The sequence below is a fragment of the Tenacibaculum amylolyticum genome, assembly GCF_964511145.1.
In the GTDB taxonomy this organism is placed as follows: Bacteria; Bacteroidota; Bacteroidia; order Flavobacteriales; family Flavobacteriaceae; genus Polaribacter; species Polaribacter amylolyticum.
This window is the reverse complement of the sequence record NZ_CAZEFZ010000026.1, coordinates 1-18069: the sequence shown is the minus strand read 5'-3', so window position 1 is coordinate 18069 and position 18069 is coordinate 1. Positions and strand designations below refer to the sequence as shown.

Genomic DNA, 18069 nt, shown 5'->3' with positions numbered 1-18069 from the left:
AAAAAAGCAAAAAATTACCTAATAAAATTAAACAATTAATAAAAAATTAGTGTTCGAAAACGATTTCGAGGTGTCCGAAGTATGATTTTAGGTCCCCCTCTTTCTCCTTTTTCAATGTGGCAGTGAGTTTATTACCTATGATTTCATCTACATATAAGTATCCTATATCTTCTTTGTTTCTATTTCTATGAATAACATCGAAAAATATTTTAGCGTTGTTCGGAATTTCAAAATAGGGTTTATAAACAGAAAAATCAGCAGCAGTTGCAATATGATATATTCCTTGTAATAGTGCATAAAAGTTAAATTTTCTCACTTCTTCCCTATTATAATCCTCTGGAAAATGTCCTGCTTCAATTAATATAGTATTGTGTCCTAATTTTTGAAAGTTATCTCCTGTAGCCGTAGGATAAAACTCATCTGTATACCTACCAATATGATCTGGAATTATTTGTTGTAATAATTCATTCATTGCTACTATAACATTCATTGTTTCCTTTCTACCCTTTGTTACTTTTCTAGTAATTTCTTCAGAAGGTGCTAAAAATGATATTGTAGCAGGTTTATTGGTTGTTTCTACACCAAATATTGTTCGTTGGTCATGAAGATTAAAACAAAATTGCGGATTGAATTCATCTAACGTTTTTCGTAATAATTTACTTTCGCATGCTTTTAAATCTACGGCATCTCTGTTTAAATCGACTCCATTTGCATTAATTCTAGTATATGCCAATGCTCCATCTGGATTTAGCATAGGAATAATTAATAATGTACAATTATTTAAAATTGAATTTGTTATTTCTTCGTTTTTAAATAATTCAATGAATTTTAAAAAGTCGAACACCGCTTTTGTTCCTGTACTTTCATTTCCGTGCATTTGACTCCAGATTAAAATTCTTTTTTCTCCAGTGCCTAATTTTAGCGTATAGATTTCTCTATTCTCTTCGGAATTACCTAAATACTTTACTGAAACGTTTTCAGGTAACTTTTTGAATAACGGCTCTATATCGTTAAATGTTATCCATTTTCCGTAAAGATTCGTTTCTTTTATTTTATGATAATTTTCTTCTAAAAAAGCGATGTCTAGTGTATTCATATAACTAAGGAAAGTTCTTCTATAGACTGGCAAACCAATCTTGAACTAACTTTTTTTCTATAGGTGTTACCGATTTATGAGTATAATCGTTTTTAATAGGGTCGTATGTATAATCTTGTGACCAAGATTCTATATTCTGATGTAATTCACGTAAAGCGCCGCAAATAAAAGTAAGTTCTTCAGTTGTAATTGTAGGGTGAATTGATAAACGAACCCAACCAGGTTTTTCTGTATTACATCCTTCTAAAATCTGGCTTTCTATGGCTTTAGATGTTTTCTTATCTACATTTAGTAAAAAATGTCCGTATGTACCAGCACAAGAACAGCCACCACGCGTTTGGATTCCAAAATGATCATTTAATAGTTTTACAACTAAATTAAAATGGTATTTTTCAAAATAAAATGAGAAAATACTCAAGCGATCTTTATGCTCTGGAGCAAGAATATGAACTCCATCTAGACTTTCTAAGGTTTCAAATAAAACAGGATTGATTTCGTCTTCTCTATCCTTAATGTTTTTTGTTCCCATTTGATCTTTTAACTGCATGCATAAAGCTATTTTTATAGTTTGCATAAATGCAGGTGTACCTCCATCTTCACGAGTTTCTACATCGTCAAAATAGTCATGATCTCCCCAAGGGTTTGTATAACTAACTGTTCCTCCTCCAGGATTATCTGGAACCATGTTCTTATACAACTTCTTATTAAAAATTAAAACTCCAGAAGTTGCTGGTCCTCCTAAAAACTTGTGAGGAGAAAAGAAAATAGCATCTAAATATTCATCTTCATTTTCTGGATGCATGTCTATGTCTACATATGGAGCGGAACAAGCAAAATCTACAAAACATAAACCACCGTATTTGTGAATTAGGGCAGCAACTTTATGATAATCTGTTTTTATACCTGTAACATTAGATCCTGCTATAATAGAAGCTATTTTTATAGGTCTGTCCTTATATTTTTGAATTGTTTTTTCAAACATTTCTAAACAAACTAAACCAGCTTCATTACAAGGAACAACTTCAACATCAGCAATAGTTTCTAACCAAGATGTTTGATTAGAATGATGCTCCATATGACTTACAAAAACAATTGGTTTTTTTTCATCTGGAATTTGCGTATGCTCCTTTAAGTTTTCTAGAACTTTTAAACCTAGAATACGTTGAAATTTATTGACTACACCAGTCATACCAGAACCTTCTGTAATTAGTACATCATCTTTAGAAGCATTTACATGTTTTTTAATAATATTTCTAGCTTCATGATAGGCTAAAGTCATTGCAGCTCCAGAAGTAGATGTTTCTGTATGAGTATTTGCTACAAATGGCCCAAACTGATTTATTAGTTTTTCTTCTATAGGTCTATACAAGCGACCACTGGCAGTCCAATCGGTATAAATTAGTTTTTTAATTCCATAAGGAGTTTCAAATGTTTGATCTATACCTATTATATGCTTTCTAAATTGCTGAAAATAATTTTCTAAACTTGTAGCTTCCATATGCATCATTATACGAATTTCTGTAAAATATTTTAATTGACGTATTGATTGTTTAATATTTAACAACCCTACTAAATTTGTATGGTAATAAAAAATCCCGCGTTAATGCGGGATTTTTATTTATATAATTTCTTTAATTTCTGTTATAAATCGTTCTGCTAAATCATCTGCTTTTTCTTGTGATTTTGCTTCGGTGTATATCCTAATGATTGGTTCTGTATTTGATTTTCGTAAATGTATCCATTCTTCAGCAAAATCAATTTTAACTCCGTCTATTGTATTTACATCTTCATCTTTATATTTCTCAGCCATTGTTGCTAAGATCTTATCTACATCAATTTCTGGAGTTAACTGTATTTTATTTTTACTCATAAAATAACTTGGATAACTATCTCTTAATTCTTTGCAGGAAATTTTCTTATGTGCTAAATGCGATAAAAACAAAGCGACTCCAACTAAAGAATCTCTACCATAATGTGACGCAGGATAAATAATTCCTCCATTTCCTTCTCCTCCAATTACAGTATCTGTATCTTTCATCATTTGAACTACGTTTACTTCTCCAACGGCACTTGCTGTATACGTACCTCCATGTTGTTCTGTAACGTCTCTTAAAGCTCTTGAAGAAGATAAATTAGAAACTGTATTTCCACCATTCATTTTTCCTAATACGTAATCTGCACAAGCAACTAATGTATATTCTTCTCCAAACATAGAGCCATCCTCGCTAATTAAAGCCAAGCGATCTACATCAGGATCGACAACAATTCCGAAATCAGCTTTCTTTTTAACGACTAACTTAGATATATCTTCTAAATGCTCTTTTAAAGGTTCTGGGTTATGAGGAAAATGTCCGTTAGGTTCACAATATAACTCTACACATTTTACTCCTAATTCTTTTAATAAAGCTGGTATGGCAATTCCTCCTGTAGAATTTACACCATCTACCACTACTTTAAATTTAGCTTTCTTAATAGCTTTTTTATCAACTAGTTTTAGCTTTAAAACTTCTTTAATGTGTTTTTTAATGTAGTTCTTTTTCTTTTTAACACTTCCTAAATCATCTACATCTGCAAACTCGAAAGCTTCTTTATCTGCTATTTCTAAAATAGTTTTTCCATCTTCTCCATTTAAAAACTCTCCTTTTTCATTTAAAAGCTTAAGTGCATTCCATTGTTTAGGATTATGAGAGGCTGTTAAAATAATTCCTCCATCTGCTTTTTCTAAAGGAACTGCGATTTCTACTGTTGGTGTTGTAGACAATCCTAAATCTATTACATGAATTCCTAAACCTACTAAAGTATCTGAAACTAAACCGCTAACCATTCCTCCAGAAATACGCGCATCTCTACCAATTACTATGGTAATTTTCTTCTTGCCTACATTCTTATTCTTAATGAATGTTCCATACGCTGCTGCAAATTTAACTGTATCAATTGGTGTTAAATTATCTCCTGTACGACCTCCAATGGTTCCTCTAATTCCAGATATAGATTTTATTAATGTCATGTTTGTTTTTTGATATTACAGCAAATATAAACATCTCATATGTATTCATAAAAAAAACCATTGCTGTTAACAATGGTTTCTTCTATGATTATATTTTTTCCTAGAGTGAAAACATAACACCTGCGTTTAAATATCCTCCTGAATCAATTCCAGAGTAAGAAGCTCTTAAACTAATGTTGCGTTGTAATTTATACTCAAAAATAGGTCTGAAATAAAACCCGTTTCCTGCATTATTAATTCCAATTGCATATCCCATATCTAAACCAAGAGAAATATCGTTTGTTGCTCTAAATCTTCCTGCACCTGCAATAGGTAAGATAATTCCGTTTCCTGTAGTAATAACTGCTAAACCTGTTGCAGCACCTACTTCAAATCGACTATCTGCATTGAATAAATAATCAACATCTCCACCAATAACAAACGAAGAATCGCCGCTACCTGTAGTAAAACCAATATTCCCTCCTATTCTTAGTTTACCATCTTGAGCATTTGCACCAAAGCTTACAGCTATAAGAGCAATAATGAATACAATTTTTTTCATATTTTCAGTTTTTAGATTTGTTATTCAACGTCAAATATAAGGTATAAATTATATTAACAACTTTATTATTTATTAAGCTTATCTATTCTTTTTGCTAATTTTTTAAAATCTTTAGGTTTTATATTGTAAGATACTGTTGTATGTTGTTGATAAATAATCTTACCTGTTAAACCATTAATGATTGTTAATATTTTATTCGAATTGATCTGATTCCATGTTAAATAATAAAAAGTTTCAGAGTCTTGCAAAATTTTATTTTCTATTTCTTTATAATCAACAACCTTATAATCATAAGGATATTTCTTAGTTAACTTTTCGATTGAAGGTTCATCCTTTTTTGATATTGCAAAAGGATTGTAGCCATATAGAAAATTAGAATCAATATATAGTGTGTTGTTTTTTAGATGTTTAATCTCTTCGCTAGAGTAATCTTCATAGAGATCATGAGACTCTTTGGTTGTTATCAGATCATTAATATATTGGAGATAGTTTTTTATATATCCCAACTTGTAGTTTAATAATTCTCCATTAATCTCTCTTTCTCCCATTCCACTTTCTATTTGTTGTCTTATTTCAATATCGGGAGTAAAATATATACTAGCTAATCTAGATCTCCTCCATTTCTTTTCTTCTTTTTTTATTTTCACTTTATCAACAAAATGAAAATCTATTAAATTGAAAACATATGACACTAACATCCTCATTTTTGTAGTTTTTTTTATTTCATAAGATTCAAAGAATGCTAGAAAATTATCTTTTTCTATATATTTATCAATTAGTTTGTCTTTTTCTTCTTCATTTTTATAGGTTAAAATTTGAAAGGTGGTTATTGTCCATACATCATTCAAGATTTTAGAATATGCATCTTCTGAAAAAGTATCAGGTAAAATAAAAATAGCTTTTTTCCCTTTTAATCGTTCAAGGTTTTTCTTCTTTAGATTTTTAAATTTATATTTTGAAGTATTAAAACTTCCTACTCTCACTTGAGCAAATGATGAAGCAGTAATAAGTAATAGTATTAAAAATTTAATTGTTTTTTTCATTTTTATTCTTTTATAATAGCTTAACTGACACTTACTTTTTATGTCTGCTAGCTACAGTATATTTATTTAAAGTAAATATTGAATATTTGTGAATGTTAAACAATCTAAAACTCATGAACGTAACTCATAAATTCATTAACGTTATCTATAAAAAAGCATAAAAAAAAAGACTGTCTAAAAAGACAGCCTTTTATATTATAAAGAAAGGAGTTTATTAGTTTCCTTGCTCCATTTTCTTCTTTAATTCAGCTAATCCACCGATATCACCTAAAGTAGTTTTTTCAGTTTCTTGAGCTTTCTTAGCAGCAGCTTTTACATTTCTCTGCTCTTCTTCTCTAAAGATTGAAGTATGAGAAACAACTATTTTACGGTATTCTGCACTAAACTCAGTTACCATAAACTCAGTAGTATCACCTTTTGCTAATTTAGTTCCATCTTCTTTATCTAAGAAACGAGTTGGTGCAAACGCCTCTACTCCATCGTCAAATGTTACAGTAGCTCCCTTGTCATTCTTAGCAGTAATAGTTCCTTCGTGTTTAGAACCGATAGTATACTTTACAGCGTGAGCATCCCAAGGATTATCTTGAGTTTGCTTGTGCCCTAAGTTTAACTTACGGTTTTCAACATCTAATTCTAATACTTGAACTTCTAACTTGTCTCCTACAGTTACAAACTCAGATGGGTGCTTCACTTTCTTAGTCCAAGATAAGTCAGAAATATAAACTAATCCGTCGATACCTTCTTCTAATTCTACGAATACACCAAAGTTAGTGTAGTTACGAACTGTACCAGTGTGCTTAGAACCTACAGGATACTTAGAAGTAATGTCTGTCCATGGATCTGGGTGTAATTGCTTCATACCTAAAGACATCTTACGCTCTTCTCTATCTAAAGTTAAGATTTGAGCTTCAACTTCGTCTCCTACTTGTACGAAATCTTGTGCAGAACGTAAGTGAGTAGACCAAGACATTTCAGATACGTGAATTAATCCTTCAACACCATCTTCTACTTCTACAAACGCACCATAGTCAGCTAAAACAACTACTTTACCTTTTACTTTATCTCCAACTTTTAAGTTAGAATCTAAAGCTTCCCATGGGTGAGCAGATAATTGTTTTAATCCTAATTGAATTCTAGACTTGTTATCATCAAAGTCTAAGATTACAACGTTTAATTTTTGATCTAATTCAACAACTTCGCTTGGGTGGTTGATACGAGACCAAGATAAATCAGTAATGTGAATTAATCCGTCAACACCTCCTAAGTCAACAAATACACCATAAGAAGTTACATTCTTAACAACTCCTTCTAATACTTGTCCTTTTTCTAATTGACCGATAATTTCACGTTTTTGCTCTTCTAAATCAGCTTCGATTAACGCTTTATGAGATACAACTACATTCTTAAATTCGTGGTTAATTTTAACAACCTTGAATTCCATAGTTTTTTCTACATACTGATCGTAATCACGGATAGGCTTCACATCGATTTGAGATCCTGGTAAGAATGCTTCGATTCCGAATACATCTACAATCATACCACCTCTAGTTCTACACTTAACAAAACCGTTAACGATTTCTCCAGTTTCGTGTGCATTGTTAACTCTATCCCATGCTTTGATTACACGAGCTTTTTTGTGAGATAATACTAATTGACCAGAAGAGTCTTCTCTTTTGTCAACTAATACTTCTACATTGTCACCCACAGCTAAATTAGGGTTGTAACGGAATTCGTTTAATGAAATAACTCCTTCTGATTTAGAGTTAATATCGATGATAGCATCACGGTCAGTAATACGAACTACTTTACCTTCAATAACATCACGCTCATTAACGAAACCTACAGTTCCTTCTAAAGCTTTTTCGAATTCTTTTAATTTAGACTCATCAACTTCATCAATACCTTCTTCGTATTTATGCCAATTAAATGTTGCTAAAAATTCTGCTGGGTTTACTTTTTTTGTTTCTTCAGACATGTCTGAAATAAGTTTTGTATCTTTTTGTTAGCCAGATTTTTAACGATCCTAACGCCAAGAGAAATTATACTTAAAATAATATTTATTATCCTTTTATAAATCTGTTCTCGTAAAAAGGAGTGCAAATTTACAAAAAACAATTATAATTTCCTAAAATGTTTTGACTTTAAGTATTTTACGTTTTTTAAGATTGATTTTATAACTTAATTAATTCATCAATAATAAATCGATATGTAAGTAAAATACTAATATTTTGTTTGGTAAGTCCGTTTAAATTAGGTGTTAACTTACCAATGTCTCTTAAATATTGAAATCCAATTTCATCTGGAGTATCGTAAATAGTTCCCCAATCTAATCCTAACAGTACATTATGTCTTCTAAATTTAAACTTAGTACCAACTACAAAATGTATGTGGTTTCCATCTAAAATAGTATTCCTTAGTTGTTGAGATGTAACTGCTTTGTTTTGATAAGCAAAATTGTTTGTTCTTAAACCTCCTGATAGTTCTAAATTAGGATTTATTACATGAGAGTACCCTACTCCAATATTAACTACAGCTTTATTTCCGTTTACCCAAGAAATATCTGCAGCACCAGAATTTATAGTAGCTACTCTGTAATCGGAAATACCAGAATAATAACTAGCATTTAACCATAGTTTATTTTCTTTTTTAAATGAATAGCTATATCCTAGTGAAAATTCCCAAGGTGTTCTAACTGCTGGAGAAAGGTTATTATCTATTGTTTGTTCTCCTATATTTTGAGTATTATCTATATTGGTTAGTGTTCTTGTATAGTATCCGTCTTTTAAAATTCTTAAATATTTAGGAGTTGTTATTGTTATTCCAACATCGTGTTTTTCCGTATCATATAAAAAACCAAGTTTTGTAATGAATCCCGTATTATCGAAACTACTCGTTTGTTCAGAATTGAAAAAGCTATCTGCAGTACTATTATTACCTGTATCTTGTTCCTCAAGTAAAACTTTATTTCTGTATTCAAAAGTAGAAATGCTTAAAAACTGACTAACTCCTAGATAAATTTCTGGAGTAATTTTAAAACTTGTACCTGCACCAAACCAATCATCTTCTCCTTTATATTCGTATTCAAAATACTGTGTATTTAAAACAGTATTATTCATTACCTCTCTTTTAGCATTAAAAAAATCAGTTAATTGGCTTTTGCTAATTTTTATAAAAGCAAGATCTAATTTATCTAATTTGAATTTGAATGAAATTAAAGAAGGCTTTAAACCATAGTTTTCATTTATTTCACTACTCTCATTTGCTCCCCAGAAATTATTAAATCCGAAAGTTCTTACTGCTGGTTGAAAAAGAGAGATACTTACTTGTGATGGAACTTTGTGTATTCCTGCAGGATTATAAAATGTCATACTTTCATCATCTGCACCAGCTGTAATAGATCCTCCAAGCATAGCTCCACGTATACCAAACTGTTCGGTATTGTATAAAAAGTTTTGTGAGTTTACACAAATACTCGAAGTTGCAATTAAAAAGGCACTAACTATATATGATATTTTTAATTTCATATGTTGTAAAATTTCTAGGGGTAAAATTTTGGATACTATTTATTCTTCAAGTTTTTTAATGGCTACTTTATACAAATTATCAAAGGTTTCAAAAATAGCCAATGCTTCATTTTTTCTTATAGAAATAGTGTATTCACACGCTAACTCAAGCTTCTGATTTAAAATATCAATTTTCCTTTCTTTAATAATTCGCTGTACTTTATTCATCATATCGTAGCCAAATGTTAATTTATAATGAATATCAATTGTTTTTTCTATAATTTCTGAAGCCTCCAGCGCTAATTGAGCAGAAGTTTTATATGCATTAATAAGCCCTCCTACTCCGAGTTTAGTTCCTCCAAAATAGCGAACAGAAACTATAAGTACGTTTGTTACATCAAAAGCCTGTATTTGTCCATAAATTGGTTGTCCAGCTGAATTATTAGGCTCTCCATCATCATTTGCTCTAAAGCGAATATTTTCTGTACCTAATTGCCATGCATAACAATGATGTCTAGCTGTATGATGTAACTTTCTCAGTTCTTCTAGTCGCTGCTTAATATCTTCTTCTGTTTGTACAGGAAAAGCATATCCAAAAAACTTACTATTTCGATCTTTAAATAAGGTTTCCTCAGAAGGTTTGGTAATAGTTTTATATGTATCTTTTATCTCACTCATTATGCAGAGGCTACCAATAAAATACTAACAATTGCAAGTCCGATACCTATCCAATTCTTCTTAATTAATTTTTCTTTGAAAAAGAAAAGCCCAAATACGGTTGTTAAAATTACTACAGATACATTATTTATTGTAAATAACGTAGAGCTTTCTAGCCCTTCTGTTTGCAATGCTTTTATTAAAAATTCCATTGAATAATAGTTTGGAATTCCTAAAACAATTCCTGCTATTAAATTTTTTAGTTGAAATTTAAAGTTTCCTTTGATAACCTGAAAAATAACAAAAAAGCCACCTAATATAAATGCACATCCAAAAATAGTTGCTAAAAACATAGGAACTGCTTCTTTAGAAACATAATTGGTTTCTACAAATTTTAAACCAGCATCTATACAACCAGAACCTAGAAAAAGTAGCAATGGTAATAATAAGTTTTTGAATTTTACTGGTGAAGTATCACTTTTCGCAGAAGATAAATAAACCGCAACCAATGCTAAAATAATTCCAATAACTTTAATAAAACCAATTCCTTCATTATAAGCTATAATTCCAACAATTATAGGGATAACCACAGACATTTTCCCTGCAACAGAAGCAACAGAAAGTCCATTTTTTTGTGCTGTTAACCCCATTACATTAAAAACTGTAATGAATAAAAAACCTAGAATAAAAGCTCCTATAAACCAAGGTTGATTAGGTATTTCTGCTACTGATAATGAAACTTCGGAATTTATAAATCCAAAAGACAATGCTATTGCATAATTAATAACAATAGCTTGAAGTGTATTTACCTTAAATACATCAAATAACTTAAATATTACAAATAATAAACTAGCAACAAGAATGCTTAAAACTAAATAGATCATCCTTTAAATTCTTTTCTTTTTAATAATTCTACTACATCTTCTGTTTCGGGATTGTTGTTCCATACATGAATCCCTAATTTTTGAGCTGCTTCTGTATTTTCTCTAGTATCGTCAATAAAAATTGTTTCAGAAGCTATTAGATCATTTTCTTTTAAAACGAACTCAAAAATATTAGTATTTGGTTTACGCATTTTTATTTCATGTGATAAATAAAACTGTTCGAAACAACTTTTAAATTCATTATATAATGCTGTTCCCCAATCGTTTTGAATCCATGAAATATGTAAATCATTGGTATTACTTAATAAAAAAAGCCTGTATGATTTATTCTTAGCTAATTCTTTTAAAAATGCCAATCTATGTAATGGAAAATCTAATAATATAGCATTCCAAGCAGCTATTAAATCTTCTTTCTTTAACTGAAAAGTATTGTGAAAAAACTCCACAAATTCATCAGTTGTTAACAAGCCCATTTCATAATTGTAATATACTTGCATCATTTCCTCAGAAATATCCTGAACTCCTAATTTGTAAAGTTCTCTATACGTAGCTTGTTTGTCTAAATTGATGAATACGTCACCAAAGTCAAAGATGATATTCTTAATCATTCCAATATGTTCTTAAAATATCGTTTTTAATTGTTTGTTCTTTAAAATTCTTTTTTGGTAAGTTAGGCCCTTTCATTCCTTTATTAAAAATAGCTTCACCAGTAAAAACTCTGGCTTCATCCCATAAATCTCCATCTATAAAAGTTTGTAATGTACGTGTTCCTCCTTCTATAATAACTGATTGAATTTTATGTTTTTGTAAAACATTACAGATTTGTACGCCTACTCTTTCTGAAAAATTTATTAGTTCGTATACTAAATTATCATGTGTACTTTCCTGCTCTTTTTCTGTAATTACAATTGTTTTAACCGTTTTGTCAAAAACATTTACTTGTTGAGAAATACGTAAGTTTTTATCTAAAATTACTCGAACAGGATTATTTCCTGTCCAACTTCTAACATCTAACTTCGGATTATCTGCTAATACAGTATTCGTACCAACCAAAATAGCATGTTCTTCGGCACGCCATTTATGCACTAATTGTTTAGAATAGGTATTCGAAATCCAAACAGGTTTTTGTTCATTTTTTGTTATAGGAGCTATAAAGCCATCTTTTGTTTCAGCCCATTTTAATATTATATAAGGTCTTTTCTTATTCTGTACTGTAAAAAAACGTTTGTGATGTTTTTTACACTCATCTTCTAAAACTCCTAATGTTACGGTACAACCAGCTTCTTTTAACTTTGCTATTCCATTGCCACATACTAAACTATGTGTATCTAAAGTACCAATAACAACATTTGGAATCTTTTTGCTAATAATTAAATCGGCACAAGGAGGTGTTTTTCCATAATGTGAACAAGGTTCTAAAGTAACATATATAGTTGCTTTTTCTAAAAGAGAGATTTCTTTTACAGAATTGACAGCATTTACTTCTGCATGCGGTCCTCCATATGGACTCGTATACCCTTCACCAATAATCTTGTCATTATATACAATAACAGCTCCCACAGCAGGATTTGGCCTTGTAGTTCCAATACCTTTTGCAGCCAATTCAAGGCAACGTTTCATGTATTTTTCGTGATTCAAATACTTTCGGTTTAGAGTTTAATTTTAATCTCTTCTGTTTTATTTACTTCATAAACATTAGAAAAGCCTAATACTTTATATTTAATATTCCCTTTAAACTGTACTTTAATACTATTATTTATAACCGCACTTAATAGACCTCCTAAAATTCCATTCTTATTATTTTCAAATATCTTTTCTGCAGGAATTGCTACATTTAATGGTATTGAAAATTCTTTATTAGCAGGTACTTTAAATTCTTCTGAAGATACTTTTGCTACATCAGCTCCATTAATACTAACATTAATGGCATCTGTAGCAATTTTGCCGCCTATATCATTTTCATTTTTGAAATACGCCAAAGCTCTTAAATGAATCGTATCATTTTTAAGAGAAAGAAACTCTACAGAATCAACCTTAATAAAAGTAGGTTTCTTCTTAACAGTACAATTTGAAAGTATTAAAACAATACCTAAGAAATAAATTAATTTCTTCATCTCTTTTATCTAAATTTGAGGTTTCAAAAGTAGCATTTTTACACCGAACTTATGAAGCTAAAAGACTTCAGAACCTATTTTAATACAGAATTATCTAATAAGTATCCTAAAAAAGAAATAGATACATTCTTTTTTAGAACAATTGAACATCTATTAGATTGGCAACCTGTAACTGTTTTTACTAAAGGAGATAGTATATTAACTGATAATATTTTAACTGATTTAAAGGAGGTTCTTAATAGATTAAAAAAAGAAGAACCAATTCAATATATTTTGGGTGAAACTGAATTTTATGGATACCCTTTTATTGTTAATAAAAATGTACTTATTCCACGACCTGAGACTGAAGAATTAATTACTTGGATTCTAGAAGAAACCAAAGAACATGAAGCCTTACATGTTTTAGATATAGGAACAGGCTCTGGTTGTATTCCTATTACATTGAACAAGGAAATGAATGCTCCTATAATTACAGCTGTAGATATTTCTGAGGGAGCTTTGTTAGTTGCAAAACAAAACGCAGATAAAAATAATGCGACCATTACTTTTCTAAAAAAAGATATCTTACAAGCTAACGATTTTAAACATAAATTTGATATTATTGTTTCTAATCCACCCTATGTAAGAGAATTAGAAAAAGAAGAAATAAAAAACAATGTACTAAATAATGAGCCTCATTTAGCGTTATTTGTTGAAGATAATAATCCTCTTATATTTTATAAAAGAATTGCAGATTTGGCAAAAGAACAATTAAAAGTAAATGGATTATTATTCTTTGAAATCAATCAATATTTAGGAGAAGAAACCCAAGAAATGTTAGTAAATAAAGGTTTTAAGAATGTTATTTTAAAAACAGATTTATTTGGTAACCACAGAATGATAAAAGCAAATCTTTAATTTAAATTAATCTATGGAAGATAATTTTCAAGAAGAATTAGAACAATTAAGAAAGGAAAATGAAGCTTTACGAAGTAAAATGGATAAAGCTTCCTTAAAGCAACAACGTAAACAAGAACGAACTAAAAAGACGCTTTCATGGACTTGGAAATTATTTACAGGCGCGTCTTTAAATACCAATTTTAATAAGTGGTTTACAGAGTTTCATACACAAGAAAGAGTATCTCCAGATACTTCGGCGAACCTATTAACCGCTTTGGTTAGAAGATTTGTTCGCGTTCGAATGTTGAGTGTAATCTTATTATTATTTTCTTTAGTTCCATCATTAATTTCACTTTATATTCTAATTAAACAAAATCAATTAATTGAGACTCAAAATTTACTTGTTGAAGGTTCTAGAAGGTCTTCCTATAGTTTTCAATTAGCTAGTTTGTTTGATGCTGTAGATGAAAAAGGTTTTAATTCCTCAAATAGAAATAGAATTGTTTCGCTTTGTAATGTATTAAAACCATATAGATATTTAGATGAAGATGGAAAATCAACAGTATATTATAGTCCTGAACGCACACAATTATTACAATTTCTATTAGGTTCAAGATTAACAGACGCTCAGTTAGGGGCTATTTTTGATAATACCGAATTTACCTACTGTGATTTAAGAAATACCAATCTTTCCGGAGCTTATTTAGTAGGAGCCAATTTAGCACATTCTAATTTGGAAAACTGTGAATTAAATAGTGCTAATCTAAGCAATGCTGACTTAACTGATACTAATCTTAAAGGTATTCAATTCTCAAACGGTTGGGCAAAAAATACATCTTTTAGAGATGCAAATCTTACAAATGCAATAATTACTAGTGCAAGAGATTTAAATGGTGCTGATTTTACTGATGCAGATCTTGAAAACACGAACTTTGATCGATCAAATACGAAAAATGCAAAAGGTTTGTAACATATTTATATCAAAAGCATAAAAAAAGCGACTTACTGTTTAGTAGTCGCTTTTTTTATTTGGAATAAAACTAAGAATTAAAAGTTATAAGTGATTCCAAAATTAATTCCGAAAGAAGAATATGGTGCATCTGGTGCTGGTAACCCATTTTCTCCCCATTGTACTTTATCTTGTAATAAAGGTAATAAATTAGTGAATTGAGCTTGAGCATCTGCAGGTAAAGTTGCTAATGTAGCTAATAACTGATCTCTAGTTACTGCTGTACCTGCAATTGTTGCTGCAAATTCTTCTAACTCAGAAGTGTTTCTTGTTACAGAAATATTCATGTACTCTAATTCTGTAAATAAAGTCCACTTATCTCCCATTGGGAATCTGTATCCAACTGCACCAATTACTCCAGAAGGGAATTTTCCAAAGAATCCTGTAGTAAAGTTTAAATCTAAACCTAAAGCTGCAGATTGTACGTCTCCTTTAACTTCAGTTTGTCCACCAATCTTAGTTAAATAACCTGCTCTTACATAAAGGTTCTTTGTAAAGTTGTATACAGCCGATAAAGAAGCTCCAAATGCTCTACCTCTAGCATCAATTGCTACTTCTGGTGCAGTAGGTACTCCACTTATTCTGCTTACTTTCTGGTCGAAACCAAATAAATACCCAACTCCTAATTCTACTCCAATTTTTTCTGTAAAGAAGTATCCTCCACGGATTTGCGTATGCATACCTTCACCGTAACTTCCTTTTAAATCTGTTATTCCTGTAGCAGAAACCTCAGAACCTAAAACTGTTTTATTAGTTCCAATTGCATATCCTCCACTAGCAGAAACATAAAATTGAGCACTTGCGATAGCGCATGAACACAGGGCAAATAATGTTACTATTGTTTTTTTCATTATAAAAATTTTGTTTACAATTCGGCCGCGAAAATCATAAAAATTATCAGTACTTTTGATATGAAACGATAATAATTTTTCTTTTTTTTGAACCCAAATATTTTAAGAACTGAAGTACAGGATTTTATAAAATCTAATTTAAATACAGAGATCTCTGCAATGATTTTTAAAGGGAGTCCTTTCCCTGAAATTACGGTTCAGGAACTCGCTAATCAAATCATAGCAAAAGGGAAAAGCGTTAAAAAACTTCCTACTTGGTTCCATCAAAACAATATTTATTTCCCTCAAAAAATATCTATTGAACAAACATCTTCAGAAATTACAGCTTTATATAAATCTGAATTAGTTGAAGGTAATTCTCTTATTGATCTTTCTGGTGGATTTGGTGTAGATACTTATTACTTTTCGAAGAAGATAAAGAAAGTAACACACTGTGAGATAAATAAGGATTTATCGAAGATTGTTGGGCATAATTTTAAACAGTTAGAGACCAACAATGTTACATTGATAAATGAAGATGGCATTCAATACTTAAAAGACAACGATGTAACTTATGATTATATTTATATAGATCCATCTAGAAGAGATGCAACGAAAAACAAAGTTTTTTTATTAAAAGACTGCACTCCTAATGTCCCAGAAACATTAGATATCCTTTTTTCAAAATCTGAAAATATCATAATAAAGACCTCTCCTATTTTAGATATAACATCTACAATAAATGAATTATCGTGTACAAAAGAAATTCATATAGTAGCTGTAAATAATGAAGTTAAAGAGCTTTTATTTGTATTAAAAAAAGGTTTTACAGATAATATTCGTATTAAAACGATTAATATACTAAAAGATAAAAAACAAGAATTTCAATTTGAAATCTCTAATGAACAATCTTTACATAAAGAATATGCTTTCCCAAAGAAATATCTATATGAACCTAATGCTGCCATCTTAAAATCAGGCGGTTTTCATGAAATACCACAAATCTTTGAGTTGCAAAAACTACATGAGCACACGCATTTATATACATCTGATAATTTGATAGATGATTTTCCTGGTAGAAAATTTCAGATTGAAAAAATTATGCCTTATAATAAGAAACAACTTCTAAAATATTTACCTGAAAAAAAAGCAAATATTACTGTTAGAAACTTTCCTAAAACGGTTGCACAAATACGAAAAGAAACAAAAATAAAGGATGGTGGGGAAATTTATATTTTTTTCACCAAACTCCAAGATAATTCTAAGGTTTTGATTATCAATAATAAAATTAATTAGTTTTTACTATATTTGAAATAGTTGCAACCTTAAATAAAAGGTAACTACTACAAGTGTTTTAAGGGGGAAACACGGGAAGCCTTGAGTATAATCAAGGCTTCAGTTCCCCATTTACTTCACAATATGTGCTATAAATAGAAAAGATTTGTATTTTAGCTATTAAATTTAAAACTGACCAGTACACATGCCTTTTTTAAACGATCAAGAATTCGAAGATTTACAGCAAGAAATAAAAGATCTAAATTCAAAAAATGAAGAATTTGAAGCCGAACTAGCTGAAAAAGATGAAGAGATTGGTGATATAAAGAGTGTAGCAAGAAATAGAAATATCTTATTGAGCTTTTTATCAGGAGTTTCTATTGCTGCCGCGGTTTACTTTTTTCAAAAACAATCTCCAGGAGGAAATATTAATATTGATGAAATAAAGAGAACTGAAGCAACTAGAGTCTTAGATAGTATTGCTGATGCTGGTGGAAATGATGAATATGCAGACAATTATGATGATTCTTCTACAGATGATACTAGTGGTGATGAAGGCTCTGTATCTCTAGAACAAGGTATTGCCTCTGTTAAAAACAAAATAAAAAACGAAGTGGTATATTCTGTTCAAATTGGGGCTTTTACTGAAAAAAGGTATCCTTTATTATCTGAATCTATTGCAGGTATTCTATCTAAAGATGATTATTTGAGATATTCCGTTGGTTTATTTACTACTTTAAAAGAAGCACAAAGTTTTAGAAAACAATTAATTAAATTAGGTTTCGATGATGCTTTTGTTGCTTCATATGTAAACGGAAAAAGACAAGAAATACAAAATCCATACTAGTTTATAAAATAAATGACACATACTATAAGCAGAACGCTACTGTTAGTTTTAACATTAAGCGTTCATTTTTTTTATGCGCAACAAATAGAAATTCCTGAGAAAAAAGCTCAAAAAGGATTTGCTCAAATAGATTTTCTTTCCATTAAAATGCCCGATATAAATGAGGCAAATATGGATTTTACTGGAATTCATTATAATGCATGGTTAAACGATTGGAGCTATGCTGGTTTAGGATTTTATGGAGCTGTTGGTGGTATTAGAGGTGGTTTTTTTACTTTAGGAATCAATGCTGGAGTACAACATACTATTGTAGATAAATTATTTGTAGATGCCGGATTACATTTCGGTGGCGGTGGCGGTGCTAGTGCGCCGGATGGTGGTGGT

Annotated in this window: 17 protein-coding genes and 1 pseudogene; 5 read left to right on the top strand and 13 right to left on the bottom strand. The window is 30.2% G+C overall.

All coding sequences use genetic code 11. The annotated features are described in order from the left end of the window. Positions 1–46 precede the first annotated feature (46 nt). The 12 genes from ACKTTC_RS08425 to ACKTTC_RS08370 form a co-directional block, all read right to left on the bottom strand. On the bottom strand, positions 47–1096 hold the full coding sequence (locus tag ACKTTC_RS08425; protein WP_408039364.1) for a M14 family zinc carboxypeptidase: 1050 nt from the start codon (positions 1094–1096) through the stop codon (positions 47–49). A gap of 19 nt (positions 1097–1115) precedes the next feature. Next, complete coding sequence (locus tag ACKTTC_RS08420) at positions 1116–2603, bottom strand: aminotransferase class V-fold PLP-dependent enzyme (protein ID WP_408039781.1); 1488 nt, start codon at positions 2601–2603, stop codon at positions 1116–1118. 111 nt (positions 2604–2714) lie between these two features. Beyond that, positions 2715–4103 carry a phosphoglucosamine mutase gene (gene glmM / locus ACKTTC_RS08415; protein WP_408039363.1) on the bottom strand — a complete coding sequence of 463 codons (1389 nt, stop codon included), beginning with the start codon at positions 4101–4103 and terminating at the stop codon, positions 2715–2717. 100 nt (positions 4104–4203) lie between these two features. Further along, positions 4204–4644, bottom strand: a complete 441-nt coding sequence (locus ACKTTC_RS08410; RefSeq protein ID WP_408039362.1) for a hypothetical protein — start codon at positions 4642–4644, stop codon at positions 4204–4206. Positions 4645–4709: 65 nt separating this feature from the next. Next, positions 4710–5687, bottom strand: a complete 978-nt coding sequence (locus ACKTTC_RS08405) for a hypothetical protein (protein ID WP_408039361.1) — start codon at positions 5685–5687, stop codon at positions 4710–4712. A 214-nt stretch (positions 5688–5901) separates the two neighbouring features. Continuing rightward, positions 5902–7662 carry a 30S ribosomal protein S1 gene (gene rpsA, locus ACKTTC_RS08400; RefSeq protein WP_408039360.1) on the bottom strand — a complete coding sequence of 587 codons (1761 nt, stop codon included), beginning with the start codon at positions 7660–7662 and terminating at the stop codon, positions 5902–5904. Positions 7663–7858: 196 nt separating this feature from the next. Next, the gene (locus ACKTTC_RS08395) at positions 7859–9211 is read right to left on the bottom strand and encodes a hypothetical protein (RefSeq protein ID WP_408039359.1); all 1353 of its coding nucleotides are present in this window, start codon (positions 9209–9211) and stop codon (positions 7859–7861) included. A 39-nt stretch (positions 9212–9250) separates the two neighbouring features. Next, positions 9251–9868: an IMPACT family protein gene (locus ACKTTC_RS08390; RefSeq protein ID WP_408039358.1), complete on the bottom strand. Its 618-nt coding sequence runs from the start codon at positions 9866–9868 to the stop codon at positions 9251–9253. Continuing rightward, positions 9868–10731 (bottom strand): EamA family transporter, encoded by an 864-nt coding sequence (locus ACKTTC_RS08385; protein WP_408039357.1) that lies wholly within the window; start codon positions 10729–10731, stop codon positions 9868–9870. Before ACKTTC_RS08385 ends, ACKTTC_RS08390 begins: the two co-directional genes overlap by 1 nt. Next, on the bottom strand, positions 10728–11339 hold the full coding sequence (locus ACKTTC_RS08380; RefSeq protein WP_408039356.1) for an HAD family hydrolase: 612 nt from the start codon (positions 11337–11339) through the stop codon (positions 10728–10730). Before ACKTTC_RS08380 ends, ACKTTC_RS08385 begins: the two co-directional genes overlap by 4 nt. Further along, positions 11332–12369, bottom strand: coding sequence for a bifunctional diaminohydroxyphosphoribosylaminopyrimidine deaminase/5-amino-6-(5-phosphoribosylamino)uracil reductase RibD (gene ribD / locus ACKTTC_RS08375; RefSeq protein WP_408039355.1), 1038 nt, complete (start codon positions 12367–12369; stop codon positions 11332–11334). Before ribD ends, ACKTTC_RS08380 begins: the two co-directional genes overlap by 8 nt. A gap of 11 nt (positions 12370–12380) precedes the next feature. Beyond that, entirely contained in the window at positions 12381–12845 is a 465-nt protein-coding gene (locus ACKTTC_RS08370) for an LEA type 2 family protein (RefSeq protein WP_408039354.1), read from the bottom strand. Positions 12846–12896: 51 nt separating this feature from the next. Here ACKTTC_RS08370 and prmC point away from each other — a divergent pair, with 51 nt between their 5' ends. After that, complete coding sequence (prmC, locus tag ACKTTC_RS08365; RefSeq protein ID WP_408039353.1) at positions 12897–13742, top strand: peptide chain release factor N(5)-glutamine methyltransferase; 846 nt, start codon at positions 12897–12899, stop codon at positions 13740–13742. 13 nt (positions 13743–13755) lie between these two features. Continuing rightward, entirely contained in the window at positions 13756–14694 is a 939-nt protein-coding gene (locus ACKTTC_RS08360; protein ID WP_408039352.1) for a pentapeptide repeat-containing protein, read from the top strand. A 77-nt stretch (positions 14695–14771) separates the two neighbouring features. Here ACKTTC_RS08360 and ACKTTC_RS08355 read toward each other — a convergent pair whose 3' ends face one another. After that, the gene (locus ACKTTC_RS08355) at positions 14772–15584 is read right to left on the bottom strand and encodes an outer membrane beta-barrel protein (RefSeq protein WP_408039351.1); all 813 of its coding nucleotides are present in this window, start codon (positions 15582–15584) and stop codon (positions 14772–14774) included. Between the two features lie 87 nt (positions 15585–15671). On the opposite strand from ACKTTC_RS08355, the gene ACKTTC_RS08350 reads away from it, so the two are divergent. From ACKTTC_RS08350 to ACKTTC_RS08340, 3 genes and pseudogenes are all read left to right on the top strand, one after another. Beyond that, positions 15672–16859, top strand: coding sequence for a THUMP-like domain-containing protein (locus ACKTTC_RS08350; protein WP_408039350.1), 1188 nt, complete (start codon positions 15672–15674; stop codon positions 16857–16859). Positions 16860–17043: 184 nt separating this feature from the next. Further along, positions 17044–17685 carry an SPOR domain-containing protein gene (locus tag ACKTTC_RS08345; RefSeq protein WP_408039349.1) on the top strand — a complete coding sequence of 214 codons (642 nt, stop codon included), beginning with the start codon at positions 17044–17046 and terminating at the stop codon, positions 17683–17685. 12 nt (positions 17686–17697) lie between these two features. After that, positions 17698–18069: pseudogene (locus tag ACKTTC_RS08340) on the top strand (hypothetical protein); the annotation flags it as partial.